This window comes from Natrialba sp. PRR66 (assembly GCF_034808065.1).
Classification (GTDB): Archaea; Halobacteriota; Halobacteria; order Halobacteriales; family Natrialbaceae; genus Natrialba; species Natrialba aegyptia.
Window position 1 is genome coordinate 572,101 of record NZ_JAXHGN010000001.1, and the last position, 17,898, is coordinate 589,998.

The 17,898-nt window shown below is 61.7% G+C and carries 17 protein-coding genes; 9 read left to right on the forward strand and 8 right to left on the reverse strand.

Annotated features, from left to right (window positions below):
* Positions 1 to 52 precede the first annotated feature (52 nt).
* The 6 genes from SM755_RS02725 to SM755_RS02750 all read left to right on the forward strand — a co-directional run bounded on the left by SM755_RS02725 (position 53) and on the right by SM755_RS02750 (position 4,378).
* Complete coding sequence (locus tag SM755_RS02725; RefSeq protein WP_323171335.1) at positions 53 to 1,252, forward strand: ATP-NAD kinase family protein; 1,200 nt, start codon at positions 53 to 55, stop codon at positions 1,250 to 1,252.
* Positions 1,253 to 1,357: 105 nt separating this feature from the next.
* The gene (locus tag SM755_RS02730) at positions 1,358 to 2,389 is read left to right on the forward strand and encodes a phosphate uptake regulator PhoU (protein WP_006664288.1); all 1,032 of its coding nucleotides are present in this window, start codon (positions 1,358 to 1,360) and stop codon (positions 2,387 to 2,389) included.
* Positions 2,390 to 2,493: 104 nt separating this feature from the next.
* Positions 2,494 to 2,682 (forward strand): hypothetical protein, encoded by a 189-nt coding sequence (locus SM755_RS02735; RefSeq protein ID WP_006109765.1) that lies wholly within the window; start codon positions 2,494 to 2,496, stop codon positions 2,680 to 2,682.
* Between the two features lie 68 nt (positions 2,683 to 2,750).
* A complete protein-coding gene (locus SM755_RS02740) occupies positions 2,751 to 2,987 on the forward strand; it encodes a hypothetical protein (RefSeq protein WP_006109764.1) in 237 nt (78 codons plus the stop codon).
* Positions 2,988 to 3,089: 102 nt separating this feature from the next.
* A complete protein-coding gene (locus tag SM755_RS02745; RefSeq protein ID WP_323171336.1) occupies positions 3,090 to 3,524 on the forward strand; it encodes an SRPBCC family protein in 435 nt (144 codons plus the stop codon).
* Positions 3,521 to 4,378, forward strand: a complete 858-nt coding sequence (locus tag SM755_RS02750) for a carbon-nitrogen family hydrolase (RefSeq protein ID WP_323171337.1) — start codon at positions 3,521 to 3,523, stop codon at positions 4,376 to 4,378. Before SM755_RS02745 ends, SM755_RS02750 begins: the two co-directional genes overlap by 4 nt.
* A gap of 422 nt (positions 4,379 to 4,800) precedes the next feature.
* Here the strand turns inward: SM755_RS02750 and SM755_RS02755 are convergent, their stop codons facing one another.
* The 3 genes from SM755_RS02755 to SM755_RS02765 form a co-directional block, all read right to left on the reverse strand.
* Complete coding sequence (locus SM755_RS02755) at positions 4,801 to 6,336, reverse strand: aldehyde dehydrogenase family protein (protein WP_323171338.1); 1,536 nt, start codon at positions 6,334 to 6,336, stop codon at positions 4,801 to 4,803.
* A gap of 279 nt (positions 6,337 to 6,615) precedes the next feature.
* Positions 6,616 to 7,344: a helix-turn-helix domain-containing protein gene (locus tag SM755_RS02760; protein ID WP_323171339.1), complete on the reverse strand. Its 729-nt coding sequence runs from the start codon at positions 7,342 to 7,344 to the stop codon at positions 6,616 to 6,618.
* Between the two features lie 124 nt (positions 7,345 to 7,468).
* Positions 7,469 to 8,641, reverse strand: a complete 1,173-nt coding sequence (locus SM755_RS02765; protein WP_323171340.1) for a Xaa-Pro peptidase family protein — start codon at positions 8,639 to 8,641, stop codon at positions 7,469 to 7,471.
* 143 nt (positions 8,642 to 8,784) lie between these two features.
* On the opposite strand from SM755_RS02765, the gene SM755_RS02770 reads away from it, so the two are divergent.
* Positions 8,785 to 10,194 (forward strand): sodium:solute symporter family protein, encoded by a 1,410-nt coding sequence (locus SM755_RS02770; protein WP_323171341.1) that lies wholly within the window; start codon positions 8,785 to 8,787, stop codon positions 10,192 to 10,194.
* Positions 10,195 to 10,267: 73 nt separating this feature from the next.
* Here the strand turns inward: SM755_RS02770 and SM755_RS02775 are convergent, their stop codons facing one another.
* Positions 10,268 to 11,077, reverse strand: a complete 810-nt coding sequence (locus tag SM755_RS02775) for an RIO1 family regulatory kinase/ATPase (RefSeq protein ID WP_323171342.1) — start codon at positions 11,075 to 11,077, stop codon at positions 10,268 to 10,270.
* Positions 11,078 to 11,267: 190 nt separating this feature from the next.
* Here SM755_RS02775 and SM755_RS02780 point away from each other — a divergent pair, with 190 nt between their 5' ends.
* The gene (locus SM755_RS02780) at positions 11,268 to 12,467 is read left to right on the forward strand and encodes a hypothetical protein (RefSeq protein WP_323171343.1); all 1,200 of its coding nucleotides are present in this window, start codon (positions 11,268 to 11,270) and stop codon (positions 12,465 to 12,467) included.
* A 124-nt stretch (positions 12,468 to 12,591) separates the two neighbouring features.
* Here the strand turns inward: SM755_RS02780 and SM755_RS02785 are convergent, their stop codons facing one another.
* The 4 genes from SM755_RS02785 to SM755_RS02800 all read right to left on the reverse strand — a co-directional run bounded on the left by SM755_RS02785 (position 12,592) and on the right by SM755_RS02800 (position 16,452).
* Complete coding sequence (locus SM755_RS02785) at positions 12,592 to 13,407, reverse strand: DUF6517 family protein (protein WP_323171344.1); 816 nt, start codon at positions 13,405 to 13,407, stop codon at positions 12,592 to 12,594.
* 98 nt (positions 13,408 to 13,505) lie between these two features.
* On the reverse strand, positions 13,506 to 14,009 hold the full coding sequence (locus SM755_RS02790) for a DUF2062 domain-containing protein (protein WP_006828000.1): 504 nt from the start codon (positions 14,007 to 14,009) through the stop codon (positions 13,506 to 13,508).
* A gap of 156 nt (positions 14,010 to 14,165) precedes the next feature.
* Positions 14,166 to 15,422, reverse strand: a complete 1,257-nt coding sequence (locus SM755_RS02795) for a Glu/Leu/Phe/Val dehydrogenase (protein ID WP_323171345.1) — start codon at positions 15,420 to 15,422, stop codon at positions 14,166 to 14,168.
* Between the two features lie 145 nt (positions 15,423 to 15,567).
* Positions 15,568 to 16,452, reverse strand: coding sequence for a CoA ester lyase (locus SM755_RS02800; protein WP_323171346.1), 885 nt, complete (start codon positions 16,450 to 16,452; stop codon positions 15,568 to 15,570).
* A gap of 585 nt (positions 16,453 to 17,037) precedes the next feature.
* Here SM755_RS02800 and SM755_RS02805 point away from each other — a divergent pair.
* Positions 17,038 to 17,538 carry a pyridoxamine 5'-phosphate oxidase family protein gene (locus SM755_RS02805; RefSeq protein WP_323171347.1) on the forward strand — a complete coding sequence of 167 codons (501 nt, stop codon included), beginning with the start codon at positions 17,038 to 17,040 and terminating at the stop codon, positions 17,536 to 17,538.
* Positions 17,539 to 17,898 lie beyond the last annotated feature (360 nt).

The window sequence follows — 17,898 nt, forward strand, 5'->3', positions numbered from 1 at the left end:
GCGACAGGGCTGCAATCGCACGGCTTTTTGAATCGCCCCCCGTAGCCCGGCCATGGACGCGCTGGGCGTCGTCGTCAACCCGATCGCCGGCATGGGCGGCCGCGTTGGACTCAAAGGAACCGACGAGACACTCGCCGAGGCCCGCGAGCGTGGTGCCGAACCGCGCGCGCCGACGCGAGCGCGCGAGGCACTGACTTCCCTCTTTCGCCACGCCCCGGACGCGACCGTCTACACCGCGACCGGCATCATGGGCGAGTTCGCCGCGCGCGATGCCGGCTACGAACCGGTCACCGTCTACGATCCGACCGCCGACTCGACCGTCGACCCCGCCACCGCCGAAACGACCGCCGCGGACACCCGCCGGACCGTTCGCGCGCTGCTCGACCACGACGTTTCCCTCGTCCTGTTCGTCGGCGGCGACGGAACAGCGGTTGATGTGGCAGCGGCTCTCGAGAACGCCGACGGAGCCGGACATAGCACGGGCACGGGCACGGGCAATGAACAGTCGCCACTGACGCCGATGCTCGGCGTCCCCGCCGGCGTCAAAATCTACTCCTCCGTCTTCGCCGTCACCCCGACCGATGCCGGTCGGATCGCCGCCGAGTTCGACCGCGTCGAATCCCGCGAGGTCAACGACATCGACGAGGCGGCCTACCGCCAGGGCGAGGTCCGCTCCGAACTCAAATCCGTCGTTCCCGTCCCGGTCGCCCCGAACGTCCAGTCGAGCAAACAGCTCTCGAGCGGCACCGTCGACGCGCTGGCGGCCGGTTTCGCCCGCGACATCGAGCCCGGCCGAACCTACGTCTTCGGCCCCGGCGGCACCGTCGGCGCGATCGAATCCGAACTCGGGATCGATTCCGCTCCGCTCGGGGTGGACGTCTGGCGCGCCGACCCCGGTTCGAACACCGAGTCGGCACGCGACAGAGACGAGGCGAGCGAAACACGAAACGGAACGCTTCTCGCTCGCGATGCGTCGGAATCCGAGATTCTGGCCGCGCTCGACGAACCCGCGACGATCGTCGTCTCACCCATCGGCGGCCAGGGCGTCATCTTCGGCCGCGGCAACCACCAGATTTCCCCGCCCGTCATCGAGTTCGCAGACGAACTCGTCGTCGTCGCCGACGAGGACAAACTCGACGGGATCGAGGCGCTGCGCGTCGACACGGACGATGAGACGATCAACGACGAACTCCGCGGCTGGCAGCAGGTTCGGACGGGACGGTTCACGACGCGGCTCGTCAACGTTGTTTAAGGGGGCGGAGATAAACGGGTGAGAACCAGAACCATATAACCCTCGGCGTTTCACATAATGGGTGTATAGTCAATATTAAGGTCGTGTCGCTACTACGGGGAGAGCATGGAAACGCGGAAAGTCCAGCGACTCGGGCCATCCACGCTGGCGATGACCCTGCCCGCCGAGTGGGCGTCCGAACAGGACGTTGAGAAGGGAGACGAGGTCTCTCTCCGAACGAGCGGCAAGGGGACGCTAACGGTGATGCCCGAGTCTGCGAGTTCAGAAGAGACGGAGGCGATTATCCACGCGGACGACCTGGACGCAGGGGCCGTCGAACGGGCGATCGTCGCCCAGTACGTCCTCGGTCGGCGTGTCATCCGAATCGAGCGCGAAGAGGGGGCGCTCGAATCGGCGCACATCAACGCGGTCTACCAGGCCGAGACGCAACTGATGGGCCTGGGCGTCATCGAGGAGACGCCCGAGAGTATCGCGATTCGCTGTTCGGTCGACCCGGAGGACTTTACGCTCGATAACCTGCTCGAGCGACTAGAACGAACCGGGCAGACGATGCGAGGCGAGGGGATCAAGGCGCTCGCTCACGGGAATACCGACCTCGCACAGCGGGCGCTCAACCGCGAGCGACAGGCGAACAAAATCTTCGTCCTCCTCTTGCGACTCATCTTTACGGCCTACCAGAACCCGAACCTCGCGCGTGCGGTCGGCCTCAACAGCGGCTTTCCGCTCATCGGCTACCGCTCGATCGCGAAGAACCTCGAACTCACGGCCGACAACGGCGAGGACATCGCGGAGATCGTCATCGAGACGAACGGCCACACGCTCGACGTCGAGGGCTCCGTCATGCGCGATATCCGCGAACTGAACGATCTGGTCGACGAGATCACCTCGCTCGCGGTCGAATCCGCCGTCGAACGCGACTACGACAAATCGAACAAGGTTCGTGAACTCTTCCACGAAATCGCCGACCGTGAGGACGAAATCCTCGTGGAGTTGCCGGAGATGTCGAACGAAGAGCTCCTTCGCGTTCGGGAAGTCCTCGTGAGCCTCCAGCAGACCGCCCAGTACGCGATGCGAAACGCGGAAATCGCGGCGAACCTCGCGCTCAACGAGGAATCGGAGCACACGACGATTAACTGAAACGGTTGCGGTGCCGGGCGGTGACGACGACCGGCCGGTGTGACACACCCTCTCGCTGGCCGGAATAAGTGCAATTAAGAGACCCCATCGACAAACTCACGAGCATGGCTACGCAATCGGAGTCGACGACGGACAAGGGCGTCGGGCTGGCGCTTGCACTCGGGGCGCTCGCCACGATCGGCGCACTCGTGATGGTGACGGGCGCGCCGGAAATCGATGCTGCCTTCGGGTTCGCCGGTGCCGTCCTCTTCAGTTCACTCGCAGTTGTTGGCATTCATCTCTACTGGGACTGACGCGCCAACACATGCCATAACGGCCGTCAAGAGTTAAGAGCGGCGGCCTCCTATGTTTCGTACGGACGATGACCGACTACTCCGACGAAGAACAGCGGATTATCTCGTATCTGCGCGAGAGCGCTACCCGTGGAGAACGTTACTTCCGGTCGAAAAACATCGCCGATGCGATCGGACTTTCGTCGAAACAGGTTGGCGCGCGCCTCCCACACCTCGCGGAGAAATCCGACGACGTGGACATCGAAAAATGGGGCCGTGCGCGTTCGACCACGTGGAAGGTAACCCTGAGCTCTTCAACCGCCTGATGACCACCCGCTCGAATTGCTCTACCAGACCGGTCTTCGACTCTCCGTTCGATTCACGACGGTCCCACGGTCTTTTTATCCACTACGCGCACAGTTAGTGGCATGACTGTACGGGTCGACCGGTCGTTCGAGCTATCGGCACCACCCGAACGCGTCTGGTCGTTTATTGCCGATCCCGAGAATCGCGCCCGCGCGATCAGCGTCGTCGACGAGTTCACCGTCACCGACCCGGCGAGCCACAAAGTTACCTGGCAGGTCGCCCTGCCGATTCCGTTCGTTCGACGGACCGTCACCGTCGACACCGAAGACGTGACGCGAAGGCCGCCGGAATACGTCAAGTTCGTCGGCAACTCGAGCGTCCTGGACGTCACCGGCGAGCACGAAATCGTCGCAACCGAAACCGGGGCGCGCCTCGAGAACCACTTCGTCGTCGATGGGAAACTTCCAGGCGTCGAAAAATTCTTCAAACGCAACCTCGACGACGAACTCGAGAACCTCCGCGACGAACTCGAGCGCCACCTTCAGACGACACGATGACCGCCGAAACGACGTCCCGAGAAACGCCACCGCTCACGCTGGCCCTGGCCCAACTCCGCGTCGAAGCCGGTGCACTCGAGGAAAACGTCGACCGGGCGCTCGACGCGATCGATCGCGCGGCCGCCCGCGGTGCCGATCTAGTTGCTCTCCCCGAACTGTTTAACGTGGGCTACTTCGCGTTCGACCGGTACGAACGTGATGCACAACCCCTGCTCGGCGCGACGAACGCGCGCCTCCGAGCGGCGGCCGCCGAACACGATATCGCCATTCTCGCCGGCAGTATCGTCGAAGATCTCGGCGCGACGACCGCTGTAGACACGCCCGCCGACGACGGACTCGCCAACACCGCCGCGCTGTTCGACGCCGACGGCGACCTGCAACTGGTCTACCGCAAACACCACCTCTTCGGCTACGACTCCGCCGAATCCGACCTGCTCGTTCCCGGCGAGCGGATCGAAACCGCGACCATCGGCGGACTGACCGTCGGCGTGACGACCTGCTACGACCTGCGCTTTCCCGCACTCTACCGCCGATTGGTGGATGCGGGCGCTGAACTCGTGCTTGTCCCGAGTGCGTGGCCCTACCCGCGACTCGAACACTGGCAGACGCTCTCACGGGCGCGAGCCATCGAAAACCAGTGTTACGTGGCGACGATCAACGGTTCCGGCCAGTTCACCGACGGCGACACCGGCGACACGACGACGCTGCTCGGCCGCTCGACCGTCACCGATCCCTGGGGCATCACGCTTGCCTCGACTGGGGACGATCCCGACCTCGTGATGGCCGAACTCAACCGAGAAGCGGTGTCCGCTGTACGCGAGGAGTTCCCCGCACTACGTGACCGACGGTTATAGGTCCCTCATAACTGGGAATCCGACACCGTGACAACATGGAAACGCGGACCCGGCAACGAGAAACCATGTCACTAGTCCACATTTGACGTTCGCTGACCGCTGACTTTTTGGTCCAGCGAATCGAAATACGAATGCCGGTACAGACGCTTTTCACGTCGTACCCGGCAAGCGCGTCTCCGGCCCGGCACTGCTCGTTCCCGGGAACGAGCACTCCCGTCTCCTCGTCACCTCGTCCGCATCTTCCTTTCGACTGTTAGTCACCGGCCATTACTCACTGCTCAGTCCCCACTACCTCTCGTTACCAGTTACTGATAGTCAATGACACAACCAGTACCTACTAACTGAACTCGTCGTTCCGCCGGGCCGGTTGAGACTGACTCACGAGAAAAAAGAAAACCAGGACAGAGTGTCAGCAGCGACGGTCAGTCGTCCTGCATGGTAATATCCGCCGAGAGGCCCTGAGCCATCTGAATGTCTTTGGAGTTGTTCATCGTCCAGGCGGTACGCTCGGTGACGGCCTCGATGGCCTCGCGAGCCGAGGGGTAGCCGTTGCCGGACTTTTTGACTCCGCCGAACGGCAGGTGCACTTCGGCACCGATACACGGCAGATTCGCGTACGCGAGACCGATCTCAGCGTGATCGCGGAAGTAGTTGATCTGGCGGTAATCCTCGGAGATCACAGCGCCGGCAAGACCGTAGGGCGTGTCGTTGTGGATCTCGACGGCATCCTCGATGTCGCCCTCGTATTCGAGCAGGGCGACGTGGGGCCCGAAGCACTCCTCTTTGAGACAGCGCAGGTCCGTGTCGTACTCGATCTCGTAGACGAACGGGCCGACCCAGTTGCCGTCTTCGTGGCCGTCCGGAATCTCGTCTTCGCCGAGTTCGAAACGGTCGACGAGGACGTTCGCTCCCTCCTGCTCGGCGAGTTCGTTGTGCTTGCGGATCTTCTCGACGTGTTCGGGCTCGATCGCCGGTCCCATGAACGTCGATTCTTCGAGCGGATCGCCCACCGCAACGTCCTCGGCGATCTCGACGTAGCGCTCCTTGAACTCGTCGTAAACGTCCGTGTGGACGATCAGGCGCTCGGAAGAGACACAGCGCTGACCCGTGGTCTTGAACGAGGACATGATCGCCGAGTGAACGGCGATGTCCAGATCGGCTTCCTCGGTGATGATGATGCCGTTCTTGCCGCCCATCTCACAGGCTGCGAGCTTGCCGGGTTCGCCACCGACCTTGCTGGCGATTTCCTGCCCGACCTCTGCCGAGCCCGTAAAGAGAACGGTGTCGACGCGTTCGTCGTCCGTGATCGCCGCGCCGGCGTCGCCGAAGCCCTGGACCATGTTGAACACGCCGTCGGGAATGCCGGCGTCGTCGAACATCTCGGCGATAATCTGGCCACACCACGGCGTCTGTTCGGCAGGCTTCCAGACGACCGTATTCCCTTCCACGAGGGCGATAGCCATGTGCCAGAACGGAATCGCGACCGGGAAGTTCCAGGGTGTGATACAGCCGACGACGCCCCGTGGCTTCCGACGCATGTAGGCGTCCTTGTCACCGACTTCCGACGGAACCACGTCACCGTGGGGGTGGCGGGCGTTGCCCGCCGCCCACTCGACCATGTGCCAGGCTTCGGTCACGTCGGCTTTCCCTTCCGAAATCTCCTTGCCGCACTCCTTGGAGACGACCTCACCTAATTCCTGATGCCGGTCGCGCAGTTCGTGGTAGATATCCCAGAGATACTCCGCACGGTCGATATACGAGAGTTCACGCCACTCCTCGGTGGCCTCGTCCGCTGCGGCCAGCGCAGCATCGACGTCGGCCTCGGTGCCGCGCGTGAACTCCGCCAGCGTCTCTCCCGTTGCGGGGCTCTCGCTTGCGAACGTCTCCGAGCCGTCGCCGTCGGTCCACTCGCCATCGATGTAGTGTTGGTTCAGTTGCGTTCCGGATTGGTGCGACATAGTTCGTGATTACGCGCTAATCCCATGTAATCCCCACCGATCATGGTCACGTGTCGGCAATTTATTTCAACGAAGGTAAATTAGATAAATACGTCGGGAACGGGCTTGGACGCCTGCCTCCAGGCGAATCTCGAGCGAACTCGGAAGGATCCCGAACGACCCTCCGACGTCTCCCGACGAGTTCGAGAGCGGAAGGAGGATCTCGTCCGTGTTCGTCGTCTGTGTCCGTCAGCGATCCTTCGTTGATCGGCCGTTTGGAGCGAGGTTGCAAGAGCGTGACTACGGGTCCAGAAGCTTCGATTCAGCCGTCCGCAGATGCTCGAGCAGCGTCGATTTCGCAATATCGAGGTCGGCTGCCAGTTCGCGGGTCGTTATTTCGCGGGGCCACTCGTAGTAGCCGGCGTCGCGGGCGTGTTCGAACACTTCTCGCTGGGCCGTCGTGAGCGTATCGAGGCGCTGGTCGCGGGTCGAACGCTCGGGCGAATCGGCGGTTGTAATCGACGTGACCGTTACCTCCGCGCCGGCCTGATCGCGCACGTCGTTCAGGGACTCTTCGATCCGGGATCGATCACCCGCGAAACAGAGGTTCCACTCCTCGCTTCCGTTCTGGATCCGGACCGGTGCGCTGTGAACGAAGCCGTTCTCCAGGAGCGTCGGACAGACCATCTCGTCGGGATCGTACTCGAGGAAGAACTCGCGGACGACGTTGCCGGGGGCGTTGCGTGCCCGTCCGAACCGCTTTTGAAGCTCGAACAGTTCTCCGGCATGGTTCGACGCGCGGATCGCATCGAGGAGATCTCGGACCTCTGCGGCGGTATCGCCGAACGCGGTGAACAGGCCCTCGACCGTATTCGGACTGGGCTCATCGCTCTTGATCTTCGGGGAGTTATAGATCGCGTGTGCGAGGACGCCGCCGCCCGTTCGGTCCGTCGCTTCGATGGCCCAGCAGTCCGGGTGCCACAGGTCGAGGGTTAATCGAACGCTCGATAACTCGTGCTCCAGGCTCATGTCTCTGCGTGTCTGTAGCAAGGGCTTCTATGTTGCGCTTTGTCCGCTAATTGTGTCGATTGAAAAGAGTATGGGCATCAATCTAGTAGATATGTGGTTTCCCCGGAGCTGTGTCGGCGCTTTCTCAAACGATCAGGCTCTCGAGATCGCGGGGATAGTACGTCAGCGTCTCCGTTCCATCGTCGGTCACGAGCACCGTATCGGAGTGACGAAAGCCGCCCAGATCGGGGACGTAGAATCCGGGTTCGACAGTGAACAGTTCGCCCGAGCGGATCTCACCGTCGCTGTCGACGTCGAGAAACGGCCGTTCATGGCCCTGCATACCGATGTTGTGACCGGCGTGATGCTGGGTGAACTCGGCCACACCTTGCTCTTCGTAGTAGTCGACGACGGCCTCCTCGACTGCGGCGTACTCGACGCCCGGCCCGATCGCGTCGATCGCGATCTCCTGGGACTCTTTCATGATCTCGAAGTAGGTCCGCTGCTCGTCGGAGGCTTCTCCAACGAACATCGTCCGCTCGAGTTCGGTCGTGTAGCCGCCGACGTTCGGTTTGACGATCGTGACGATATTGTCGCCGCGTTCGATTCGCGTCGTCTGGTCCATGCTGTGAGGTCGTGCCGTCACCTCGCCGGTCGTGAACAGACACTGCATCGGATTCGCCCACGAGCGCATCTCGTAGCGGTCGCCGAGCGTATCGAGCATCGTCTTGACGGCCTCGGCCTCGACTTCCGCCCGGACTTCGATGGGGCGTCGGCCCGGCTCGATGTGCTCCTGCAGGAGTCGGTGGCCGAGGTTGGCCCAGACGCTCGCCTCGCGGATAAGTTCGATTTCGTGGTCGCTTTTCGTTTCGCGCATCTCGGTGATGTACTCCTCGACGCCGACATCCGCGGCGACGAGCGACGAGAGCGCGGGGCCGGTGTATCCGTTTCGGGCCGGGCTCCCGTCAGCATCGACCGCAATGTTCCCGTCGGCGAGTCCGAGGCGGGCACACATATCGGCGACCGCCTCCATCGGCTCGCCCTGGGGATAGTCGAAGTACGTCGTGACCTCGTCGATTATGAACTCGTCCCGGGAAGCGTGTTCTTGTTCGAGTCGCGGAACGACAGCCTCGATGCGCTCGTCGGTGATTCCGAGTGCGACCGGCCGTTCGGTCGGCAGGTGATACATGCCGCTCACGTAGTGGATGTTCAGCGAGGTAAACAGCACGAGGCCGTCGTAGCCGTCCGCGTCGGCGCGTTCGAGAACTATTTCCGTTCGTTCGCGGTGTTCCGATTCGGGGATAGTGAGGTCTGCCATCACACGCCATCAGACGGCTCGCGATATTAAAACCGGACCCGACCAGGTCGGTCTTGCCGCGTTTATATTTGATATCTGTATGTATCGATCAGGAACGATTGGTCGGTGAGGTATTTAACACCCGTGTCTCATATTCTCACGCCATGGCAGTCGAGAGCGACATGACGTTACTGTACATCGTCGCCGCGTATCTGGTCGTGATGCTCGGCGTCGGTGTCTGGGCGTACGGAAAAACGAACACCGCGGAGGACTTCATGGTCGCCGGCCGAAGCCTCGGCGCGGTCATCATCGCCGGAACGCTGCTGGCGACGTGGATGGGCTCCGGCACGGTGACCGGCGGCGCGAACTCGATCGCGTACGACAACGGGCTGTGGCCCGCGATCATCCTCGGTACGGGATCGCTCCTCGGTATCGGCATTCTGAAGGCGCTCGCACCGCGTATCAGGGCCTTCGACAAGCTGACGGTCCCCGAAATGATCGAGGAAGAACTGGGCAAGGAAGGGCGCATCATCAGCCTGCTCGTCATCGCGTTCGCATACGTCGGAATCGTTTCCTACCAGTTCACCGGGCTCGGGTTCGTATTGAACGTCACGACCGGCATCCCGGTCGCCCAGGGGACGCTCATCGGAACCGTCCTCATCATCGCACTCGCCGCGATGGGCGGCCTCATGTCCGTCGCGTACACGGACGCGATCAGCGCGTTCCTGATGCTCGTCGGCCTCGTCGTCGCAGTCCCCTTCGTCTTCATCGAAGCCGGCGGCTGGAGCGGAATCTCAGCGAACGTCCCCGCGACCCACTTCGACACACTCGGAAACCTCTCGTTCTTCGAGTTCTTCGCGCTGTGGGCCCCGCCGCTGCTGTTGATCCTCGCCGACCAGAACATGTACCAGCGCATCATCGCCGGCGAAACCGACGAAGGGACGAACACCGGACTCATCGCCTGGTTCGGCGGCGCGATCGCAACCATGACGCTGGTCCCCCTCATCGCGTTCGCCTCGCGAGCGATGTTTCCCGAACTCGATCCGGGCATGGCGCTGATCGCGACGACGACGGAGATTCCGACCTGGATCGGCGGCGTTTTGCTGGCCGCCGCCACGGCGTTCATCGTCACGACGGGGAGTTCCTACCTGCTGTCTGCCTGTACCAACCTCTCCCAGGACCTCTACAGGGGGCTCATCAATCCCGATGCGTCCGATCAACAGGTCTTTTGGCTGACCCGCGCGTTCGTGGTCGTCCTCGGTATTTTCGCGTTCGTCCTCGGGCAGTACTTCCCGACGATTCTCGAGGTCCAGATGTACTCCTATACGGCCTACGGGGCCGCGATCACGCCGCCGCTGCTCGCGATCTTCCTGATGCGAGAGCGCCTGACCAAGATCGGCGGCCTCGCCGGAATGATCGTCGGTGCCGTGCTCGCGGTCTCCTGGGACACGGTCCTGGGAAGTCCCTACGGACTGGATGCGGTGATCATCGCGGCACCGGTCGCCGGCGTCCTCATCGTCCTCGTCAGTTACCTCACGAGTTCGCTGTCGTCGCCGTCGCCGTCTCGCGCCTGATCGCTCTTCGGTAGTTCTGTACTATCGAACTCGGGACTCGGTGGAACTCGAATTTTGAAATCCGTCTCGAACGTCAGTGCCGCCCCAGATCCGCCGCCTTCTCGAGTTCACTTCGGAGGAGCGTCGAGTCGAACTCGTGATCGGGGCGCAGGCGGACGAAGTCGAGGAAGCGCCGCGCCGAGAGGAGTTCGTCGGTGTCGTAGACCGACGAGGCGGCGAGGACGGCCTCGCGGGCACCGATACGCGGTTCCAGAACGGCGAGCGCGCAGGCGAGGTCGTAGGCGGTCGTCTCCGCGACGCGGTTCTCGTGGACGCTGGTCGCGTCGATGAAGTAGAGGTCGCCGTCGCAAAGCAGGATGTTTTCGTCGCGCAGGTCGCCGTGGGCCAGGCCGTGGTCGTGCAGGAGCGAGAGCATTTCGAAGAGGTCCGGCGCGCGCTCGGCGACGACGGCGTCGGAAACGTCTCCGAGCGACTCGAACTCGGGAAGGTACTCGAGGACGAGCACGCCCAGGCCGTTGACCTCGAAGGCTTCGATCGGGCGCGGGGCGTTGAGACCGACTTCGCGCATCCGTTGTGTTGCCTCGTACTCGTGTTCGACCATCTCGCGGGGCGTATCGAAGCGGCCGAAAAAGCCCTCGGTACCCGAGGACACCGCGCCGACGTTTCGCCCCGTCGTCAAGAGCGCGTGGACGAGCGCGTTCTGACGGCTGACGATTTTGACGAACCACCGCTCGTCGATGACGCAGGGCGTCGACAGCCAGTTATCGGCTTCGAGGAACTCGACGCGGACGAACTCGCGGTCGTGGCGTTCCGCCAGCGTTCGAATGACGCGCTCGATGCGTCCCCACTCGACGGTCCCGCGAGCGAGCTGGCGGAGATCCATTACTAGACCGTGAGTGGACTCGCGGTTAAATGCGTCTCGAAGTGTTTCAAACGAGATGTGTCCGGTCGCCTGAACGCTGTTAGCATCGACAGTCACGGGCGAGCCATCACTCTCGGCACGCACTCGAGTTCAGATGCGACACGAGAGACAGCACCATTTTTATCGTTGCTCTGAGACGTTTACCGTAACTATGGATGCTGTCGACGATCTCGGGGATGCGATCGAAACCACGCGAGCGCTGTTACTCCCGGTCCGCGTGTGGTTGTGGCTCAAGCTATCCGTCGTCGTGCTCTTCGTCGGCGGGAGTCTGGGTTCGCCAGGGAACCTCGCAACCAGCGACCCGCAGATGGTCGGCGACGAGCCGATGCCGCAGGACGGACTCGGCGAGATTCCGGACGACGTGCTCGCAGCAGCCGTTGTTCTCGCCGTTGTTGCCATCCTACTCTGGGCCCTGTTCGCGCTCCTCGGTGCCATCATGGAATTCGTCTTCATCGAAACGCTCCGGTCGACGGAGATTCACGTGCGACGATACAGCAGGGCAAATCTCGGTCGCGGCATCCGGCTCTTTGCGTTTCGGGCGCTCGTCTCGCTCGGTCTGCTTGCAATCGTCGCCGTTCCAGTCGGCTACTTCCTCACCAGCACGGCCACCACGGACGAGTTCATCGGCGAACTCGCGCTGATCGCGCTCGTGGCGATTCCGCTCTATATCGTCTACGCCATCGTGATGCGCTTTACGTCCGAGTTCGTCGCGCCGATCATGCTGCTCGAGGACCGGAGCGTGCTCGGTGGGTGGCGACGATTCTGGGCGACGCTTCGGGGGAACGTCGGCGAGTATGTCGTCTACTTGCTTTTGGTCTGGGTGCTACAACTCGTGACGAGTATCGCCGTCGGATTCGTCATCCTCTTCGGCGCGGTTGTCCTCGCAATTCCGTTCGTGATCGTCGGCGTACTGGCGTATGCGCTTGGCGGTGGCGGGGTCTACCTCGCCGGTGCCATCGGCGTCGTCGGTCTGCTCGCGCTCATCGCACTCGTCGCTCTCGTCCAGATGCCGGTCCGAACCTACTTCCAGTACTACGCACTGCTCCTGCTCGGCGACACTGATTCCGAGCTCGACCTCGTTCCGGAGCAACGAGGTGCCGCCCGGGCCAATCACACCGGTGCCGGCGAGACGGTTCGAGCCGACGAGCGGACCGATCGCTCCGACGACGCACACGACGAGTTCGACACCGAACCCCGAGACGAAACCGACGACTACGGGTGGCTCGACGAGTCCGGGTTCGATGATGATGATGATCGAACCGGAACCGACGCCACCGATGACCGCAATGACGACGCTACTCCCAGCGACGACTCCGACGACCGCGACGACGACGCTGACCGCGGCTGGTAAGGCAGTCACTCGCTGAACTCGATTACTCGTCGAAATCGGCTCGTACAAACAAGACGGCTTAGTGTTGACACGCAACCAGATGGCTGGTTTGACACGCAACCAGACGGATCAGGATTGACACCCGTCAGTTGCTATCAGAAAGAAGGCCGCCGTCGTCCTCGTTGTCACCGTTTTCGTCCGTCCCGTTACCGGTGTCGGTATCGTTGCCCTCGGTATCGCTCTCGGCGCCAGTCTCGGTGTCGTTGCCGTCACTATCCGACTCGCCGGTTCCGTTCTCGGTATCGCCGGCGTCCTCCTCGTCGATATCCGGAACGACACCGTCCATCAGCGAGAATATCTGTTCTTCCTCGCTCCAATCGAATTCGTTCGGATAGACGCCGACCGTTACGAGCAGATCGTCGTCGGTCTCGATGGCCTCGCTCACGTGCAACGCGACATCGACCGGCTGTCCCTGGAACGACGCCTCGGCGGTGTATCTGGACTGCGTCGTCGACTGGTCGAACACCGTCACCGACGTTTCCTCGACGAAGGACACGGAGCCGATATCGTCGTAATTGCTCGCGACCAACTCGACGAGTTCGTCGGTGGACATGTCCTCGACGGGATTGAACTGCGAGCCGAGCGCGTTGACCTGCGGCGTCGTCAGGACGATGAAGACGGCCCCGCGTTGCTCGCCCAGCGGACCCATGTCGACCGCCTTCTCGTGTTCGGTCATGTAATTCGTGATCACGACCGTTTCGGTTGCGATGCTGACGCCAACCTCGCGCTCGACGGTGAACTCGTCGATTGTGGTCTGCTCGTACCCGGTATCATTGCGAACGGACGCATCGACACCGGCGGGTGAGGCTTCGTGATGTGCCATGCCGACGAGCCCCAGACAGCCCGAAAGGCTGGTAAGGCCGGCGACGCCGAGGCCGCTCAGAAGCGTTCGACGTTTCATAGTATCACAATCAACGATCAGTTGATAAGTGTTTACTGGTCCCCTGATCGTCTCTCGATTTCCTAACAGGACGCTATCGTCGTGTGGTATCCGTATCCTTAGTTGCGACGGAGCATGCGACGGATCGTCGAGACGACCGAGCGATCGGTCGAGCGTTGCGCTCGGCGGCGGTGAAGCCGCGTCAGTCGCCGAACGATAACGTAACCGATGGCCGCAAGCACCGTCGCGAACACGACGTTGCCGACGATCAGTTGGTGAACGGTGGCGGTGGCGGATTCGGTTATCGTTTCCTGCGAACGGATCGGACTGGTGCCGAGGAGGACGCCGCCGACGTGAACACTCGAAAGGTAGACGACGGGTTTGACGAACGGGTTGAGGACGGCGATGGAGGCGAACAGTGCCGGCTTGCAGATCCACGACCACAGGGCGCTGAACACGAAGAACAAGCCGATACCGAGACCACCGGATGGCAATGCCGTCACGAAAATCCCGATGGCGAAACTGGCGGCGACCTCGTGGGGCGTGTGTTCCTCCTGAATCGCGACAGTAAGCTTGTGGAGGGCCTCTTCGCGATAGTGATCGAGTCGGTCCCGTATGCTCACGCGTTGTCCATGTGTCCTATCGGGTGGACGTGGAAAAAGACCGCGGTCGGTGAAGAACTACGTATCGCTCTAACAGAACCTCACGGGAGCTTATGGGATCTTACGGGAGCTTACTGGAACTCGCGGGCGAGAGCGACGGTACCGCTAGCTAGGTGATCAGGGGAAGCTACCTGCTTCCTCGTACGCATCGGCGACACGGTCGACTGCGACGACGTAAGCGGCAGTCCGAGGGTTGTCGAGGTCGTACATTTCGTAGGTATCGACGAGCGCATCGAAGGCGTCGACGATGAGCGTCTCGAGTTCGTCGTTGACGCGCTGTTCGCTCCAGGAAAAGCGCTGGCGGTTCTGGACCCACTCGAAGTACGAGACGGTAACACCGCCGGCGTTTGCGAGGATGTCCGGGATGACAAAGGTGTCCTGTTTCTGAAGGACTTCGTCGGCTTCGGGCGTCAACGGTCCGTTCGCGGCCTCGGAGATGACGTCGGCGGTGACGTCCGTGGCAAGGTCGCGGTCGATTGCGTTCTCGAGTGCGGCGGGGATGAGCAGATCGACATCCATCGTGAGTACGTCCTCGTTGGTTACCTCCTCGACGCTGTCCTCGTAGCCGACGACGCTGCCGGTTTCGTTTTTGTGGTCCCTCGCGGCAACCGGATCGAAGCCGTCGGGATTGTAGATACCGCCGCTCGAGTCGCTCGCGGCGACGACGGTGGCCCCCATCTCGTCGATGAGCTTGGCGGCGATCCAGCCGGCGTTCCCGTAGCCCTGGACGGCCACAGTCGCATCTTCGAGATCCTTGTCGAGGTAGTCGAACGCCTCGCGCGCGGCGATGACTGTCGAGCGCCCGGTCGCCTCGACGCGGCCCTCGCTACCGCCGCTCGCGATGTTTTTCCCCGTAATGACGCCCGGTTCGGTGGTGTTCTCGAGCGTCTCGTAGGTGTCTTTGATCCAGTTCATCTCCCGCTGACCCGTGTTCACGTCGGGGGCGGGGATATCGCGGTCCACACCGATGAGCGGACGGAGTTCGGTTGCGAACGACCGCGTCAGGCGTTCGAGTTCACTTGCGGAGTAGTCATCGGGATCGATGATAATGCCGCCCTTGCCGCCGCCGTAGGGAATGTCGACGATGGCGCACTTGTAGACCATCCAGCCCGACAGGGCCTTGACCTCGTCGCGGGAGACGTTCGGATGGTAGCGGATGCCGCCTTTGTACGGGCCGCGGTCGCCGTTAAACTGCGAGCGGAACGCTTTGAACCGCTCGAGTTCACCGTCGTCGAGTTCGACCGTGAGGTTCGTTTCGAGAACTCGTTCCGGGTGTTTGAGCCGTTCGATGACGTCATCGCCGACGTCGAGGTGCGCCGCCGCGTCGTCGATCTGCGACTGGAGGCTCTCGAATGGATTGATGTCTGCTACCATTACACCCCAGTTCTAGCGAACCGGAAATAAGCGTGACGAAGACATCCATAGTAAGTAAAACACAATATAAGGATTATAGATCCCATTATATTCTGTGCAATAGCACTGAGTGACGAGTGGCGTGGATCGGTGACAGGCGGAGCAGTTAGCTGTCGGGACTGCCGTCTTCGGCCGTGGAATCCGCCGCGGCTCGGGCCTCGATTCGTTCTGCCTGTGCGATCAGCGGCGCGTCGATCATCTGCCCGTCGACCTCGAAGACACCGCGGCCGTCAGCGTCGGCGTCTCGTTTCGCGTCCAGCACGTCCCTTGCCCACTCGAGTTCTTCGGCCGTCGGCGTGAACGCGTCGTTGATCGGGTCGACTTGCGCGGGGTGAATCGCGAGTTTGCCGTCGTACCCGAGTTGGATCGCGAACTCGGTTTCGTCGATCAGTCCCGTCTCGTCCCCGAAATCGGTGAAAACGGTATCGATTGCGGAACAGTCGTTCGCAGCGGCGGCGAGCACGACGCGTTCGCGGGCGTAGAGCACTTCGGTCCCGTCGTCGGTTCGCGTGGCTCCGATATCGGCCGAGAGGTCTTCAGCGCCGAAGACGAGTGCATCGGTTTCCGGAACGGCGGCGATGTCGGGTGCGGCGAGGACGCCGCGAGCGGTTTCGATCAACGCGAGAACGGGAATGTCAGCGTCGCCGCTGTCAAACTGTTCGAGTTCACCGACGAGGGCTTCGACGTCGTCGGGGTGCTCGACTTTCGGGAGCAACAGACTGTCGAGTCGGACGGGTCCGTGAGCGAGCAGTGCCTCGAGATCCGTGGCGATGGACGCGGACGACGTGTTAACGCGCACGCAAACTTCACAATCCGGCACGAACTCGGGGTCCGAAAGGACCTCGCGGACCGTTTCTCGGGCCGCATCTTTCCGACCGGGTGCCACTGCATCTTCGAGATCGAAGACGATCGTATCGGCACCGGATTCGGGTGCTTTGCGGAGCATTTCCGGGCGATCACCGGGTGTGAAGAGGAGACTACGCCGTACCATATCTCAGTGTGCGTGAAGTGGTGACGTGAAAGTACGGATTACTCCGTCGTAGTGGAACCGAGTGTGCTCACCGCCCGATTACTCGCTGAGACACCCGTCGTTCAAAGTGAAACGGCCGGCGTGAGAGGCGGGGGTCCGTCGAATCGTTTTCACTCTGAATCGGGGGTGATGTTCTCGTGAACTATCGACGATCCTCACGGTAAGCAGTACCTGTTTTCGAACGTGATAGCGGGTGAGAGCCGGTGCAGTGATTGTCGAACCGAGACGTCGGGTGTACTCGACCAGGGGCACCCCCGATTCAGAGTGTATTCGGTCGAGGGTCGGGTGGGGATTGGAAGAGGCGGGGTTTCGTCGTCGGTTTCGGTGAGGGACGAGCGTGAAATATAGGTGGACCGTTTTCGGCGAGAATTTCTGATATCGGAACATACAATACAATACTAGACTAGGACGGAAGAACAACCGGGGAAAGAACGGGTACAGATTGGACAGAACGGGTACACACTGATTATCGTCGTTCTATCGTCTATTTGCCGTGTGGCGCACTGTTCATGTGGGTAGCGACCGAAGAAAGTGTGGTGAGCATCGATGACTCGAAGAAAACAACCGGAAACACAGCCCCTCGAAGACGGTAACGCGACTGCGTGGACGGATGCGCGCGAGCAGCTTGGGGCAGCCGATTACTACTGGCTCGCAACGGTACATCCGGACGGTCGGCCGCACGTCCGGCCGTTGCTCGCCGTTTGGGTCGCGGACGCGATGTACTTCTGTTCGGGGGCAGCCACGCGGAAGATTAAGAATATCACAGCCGTTCCGTCCTGCAGTCTCGCGGCCGAAACGGACGCGTTCCACTTCGTGATCGAAGGCGAGGCGGCGAAGCGGAGCGACGAAACCGCGCTCCAGGACGCGGCCGATGTGTATGCGACTAAATACGAGTGGGAGGTTGAGATTCGTGACGGTGCATTTTACGCTGCTGGCGCTCCCACTGCAGGGGACCCACCGTACGAGGTGTACGAAGTAACCCCGGAGACAGTCTTCGGCTTCGGTCTGGATGCGTCGGTTTCCTCGACGCGCTGGCAGTTCGAGTAGGAACGGCTCACGGCTCCGTCCGCTTGGCGATCTGTATCGAGTCTTCTTGATGACGATCTTCTCATCAGTGATCGTTCTCGTCGGTGGTATCGAGTCTTTTCGACGACGATCTTCACATTAGTGATCTTCTCGTCGGTGGTATCGAGTCATCTCGACGGTCTTTGCCGCCAGAGACTGGACACGCCGTACAGTCCATACAGTTGATGAATTCCCCCTCGTCGTATCGCTCCATTTAGGACCACCGCAACGGTACGCTCGATACCGAACCGTCGTGACCCGCCTCCGCCATCGGCCGTTTCACTCTGAATGAGGGGCGGGTCAGTTCGGAGCACTGTTTCCGAGAACTCGAACACGAACTCG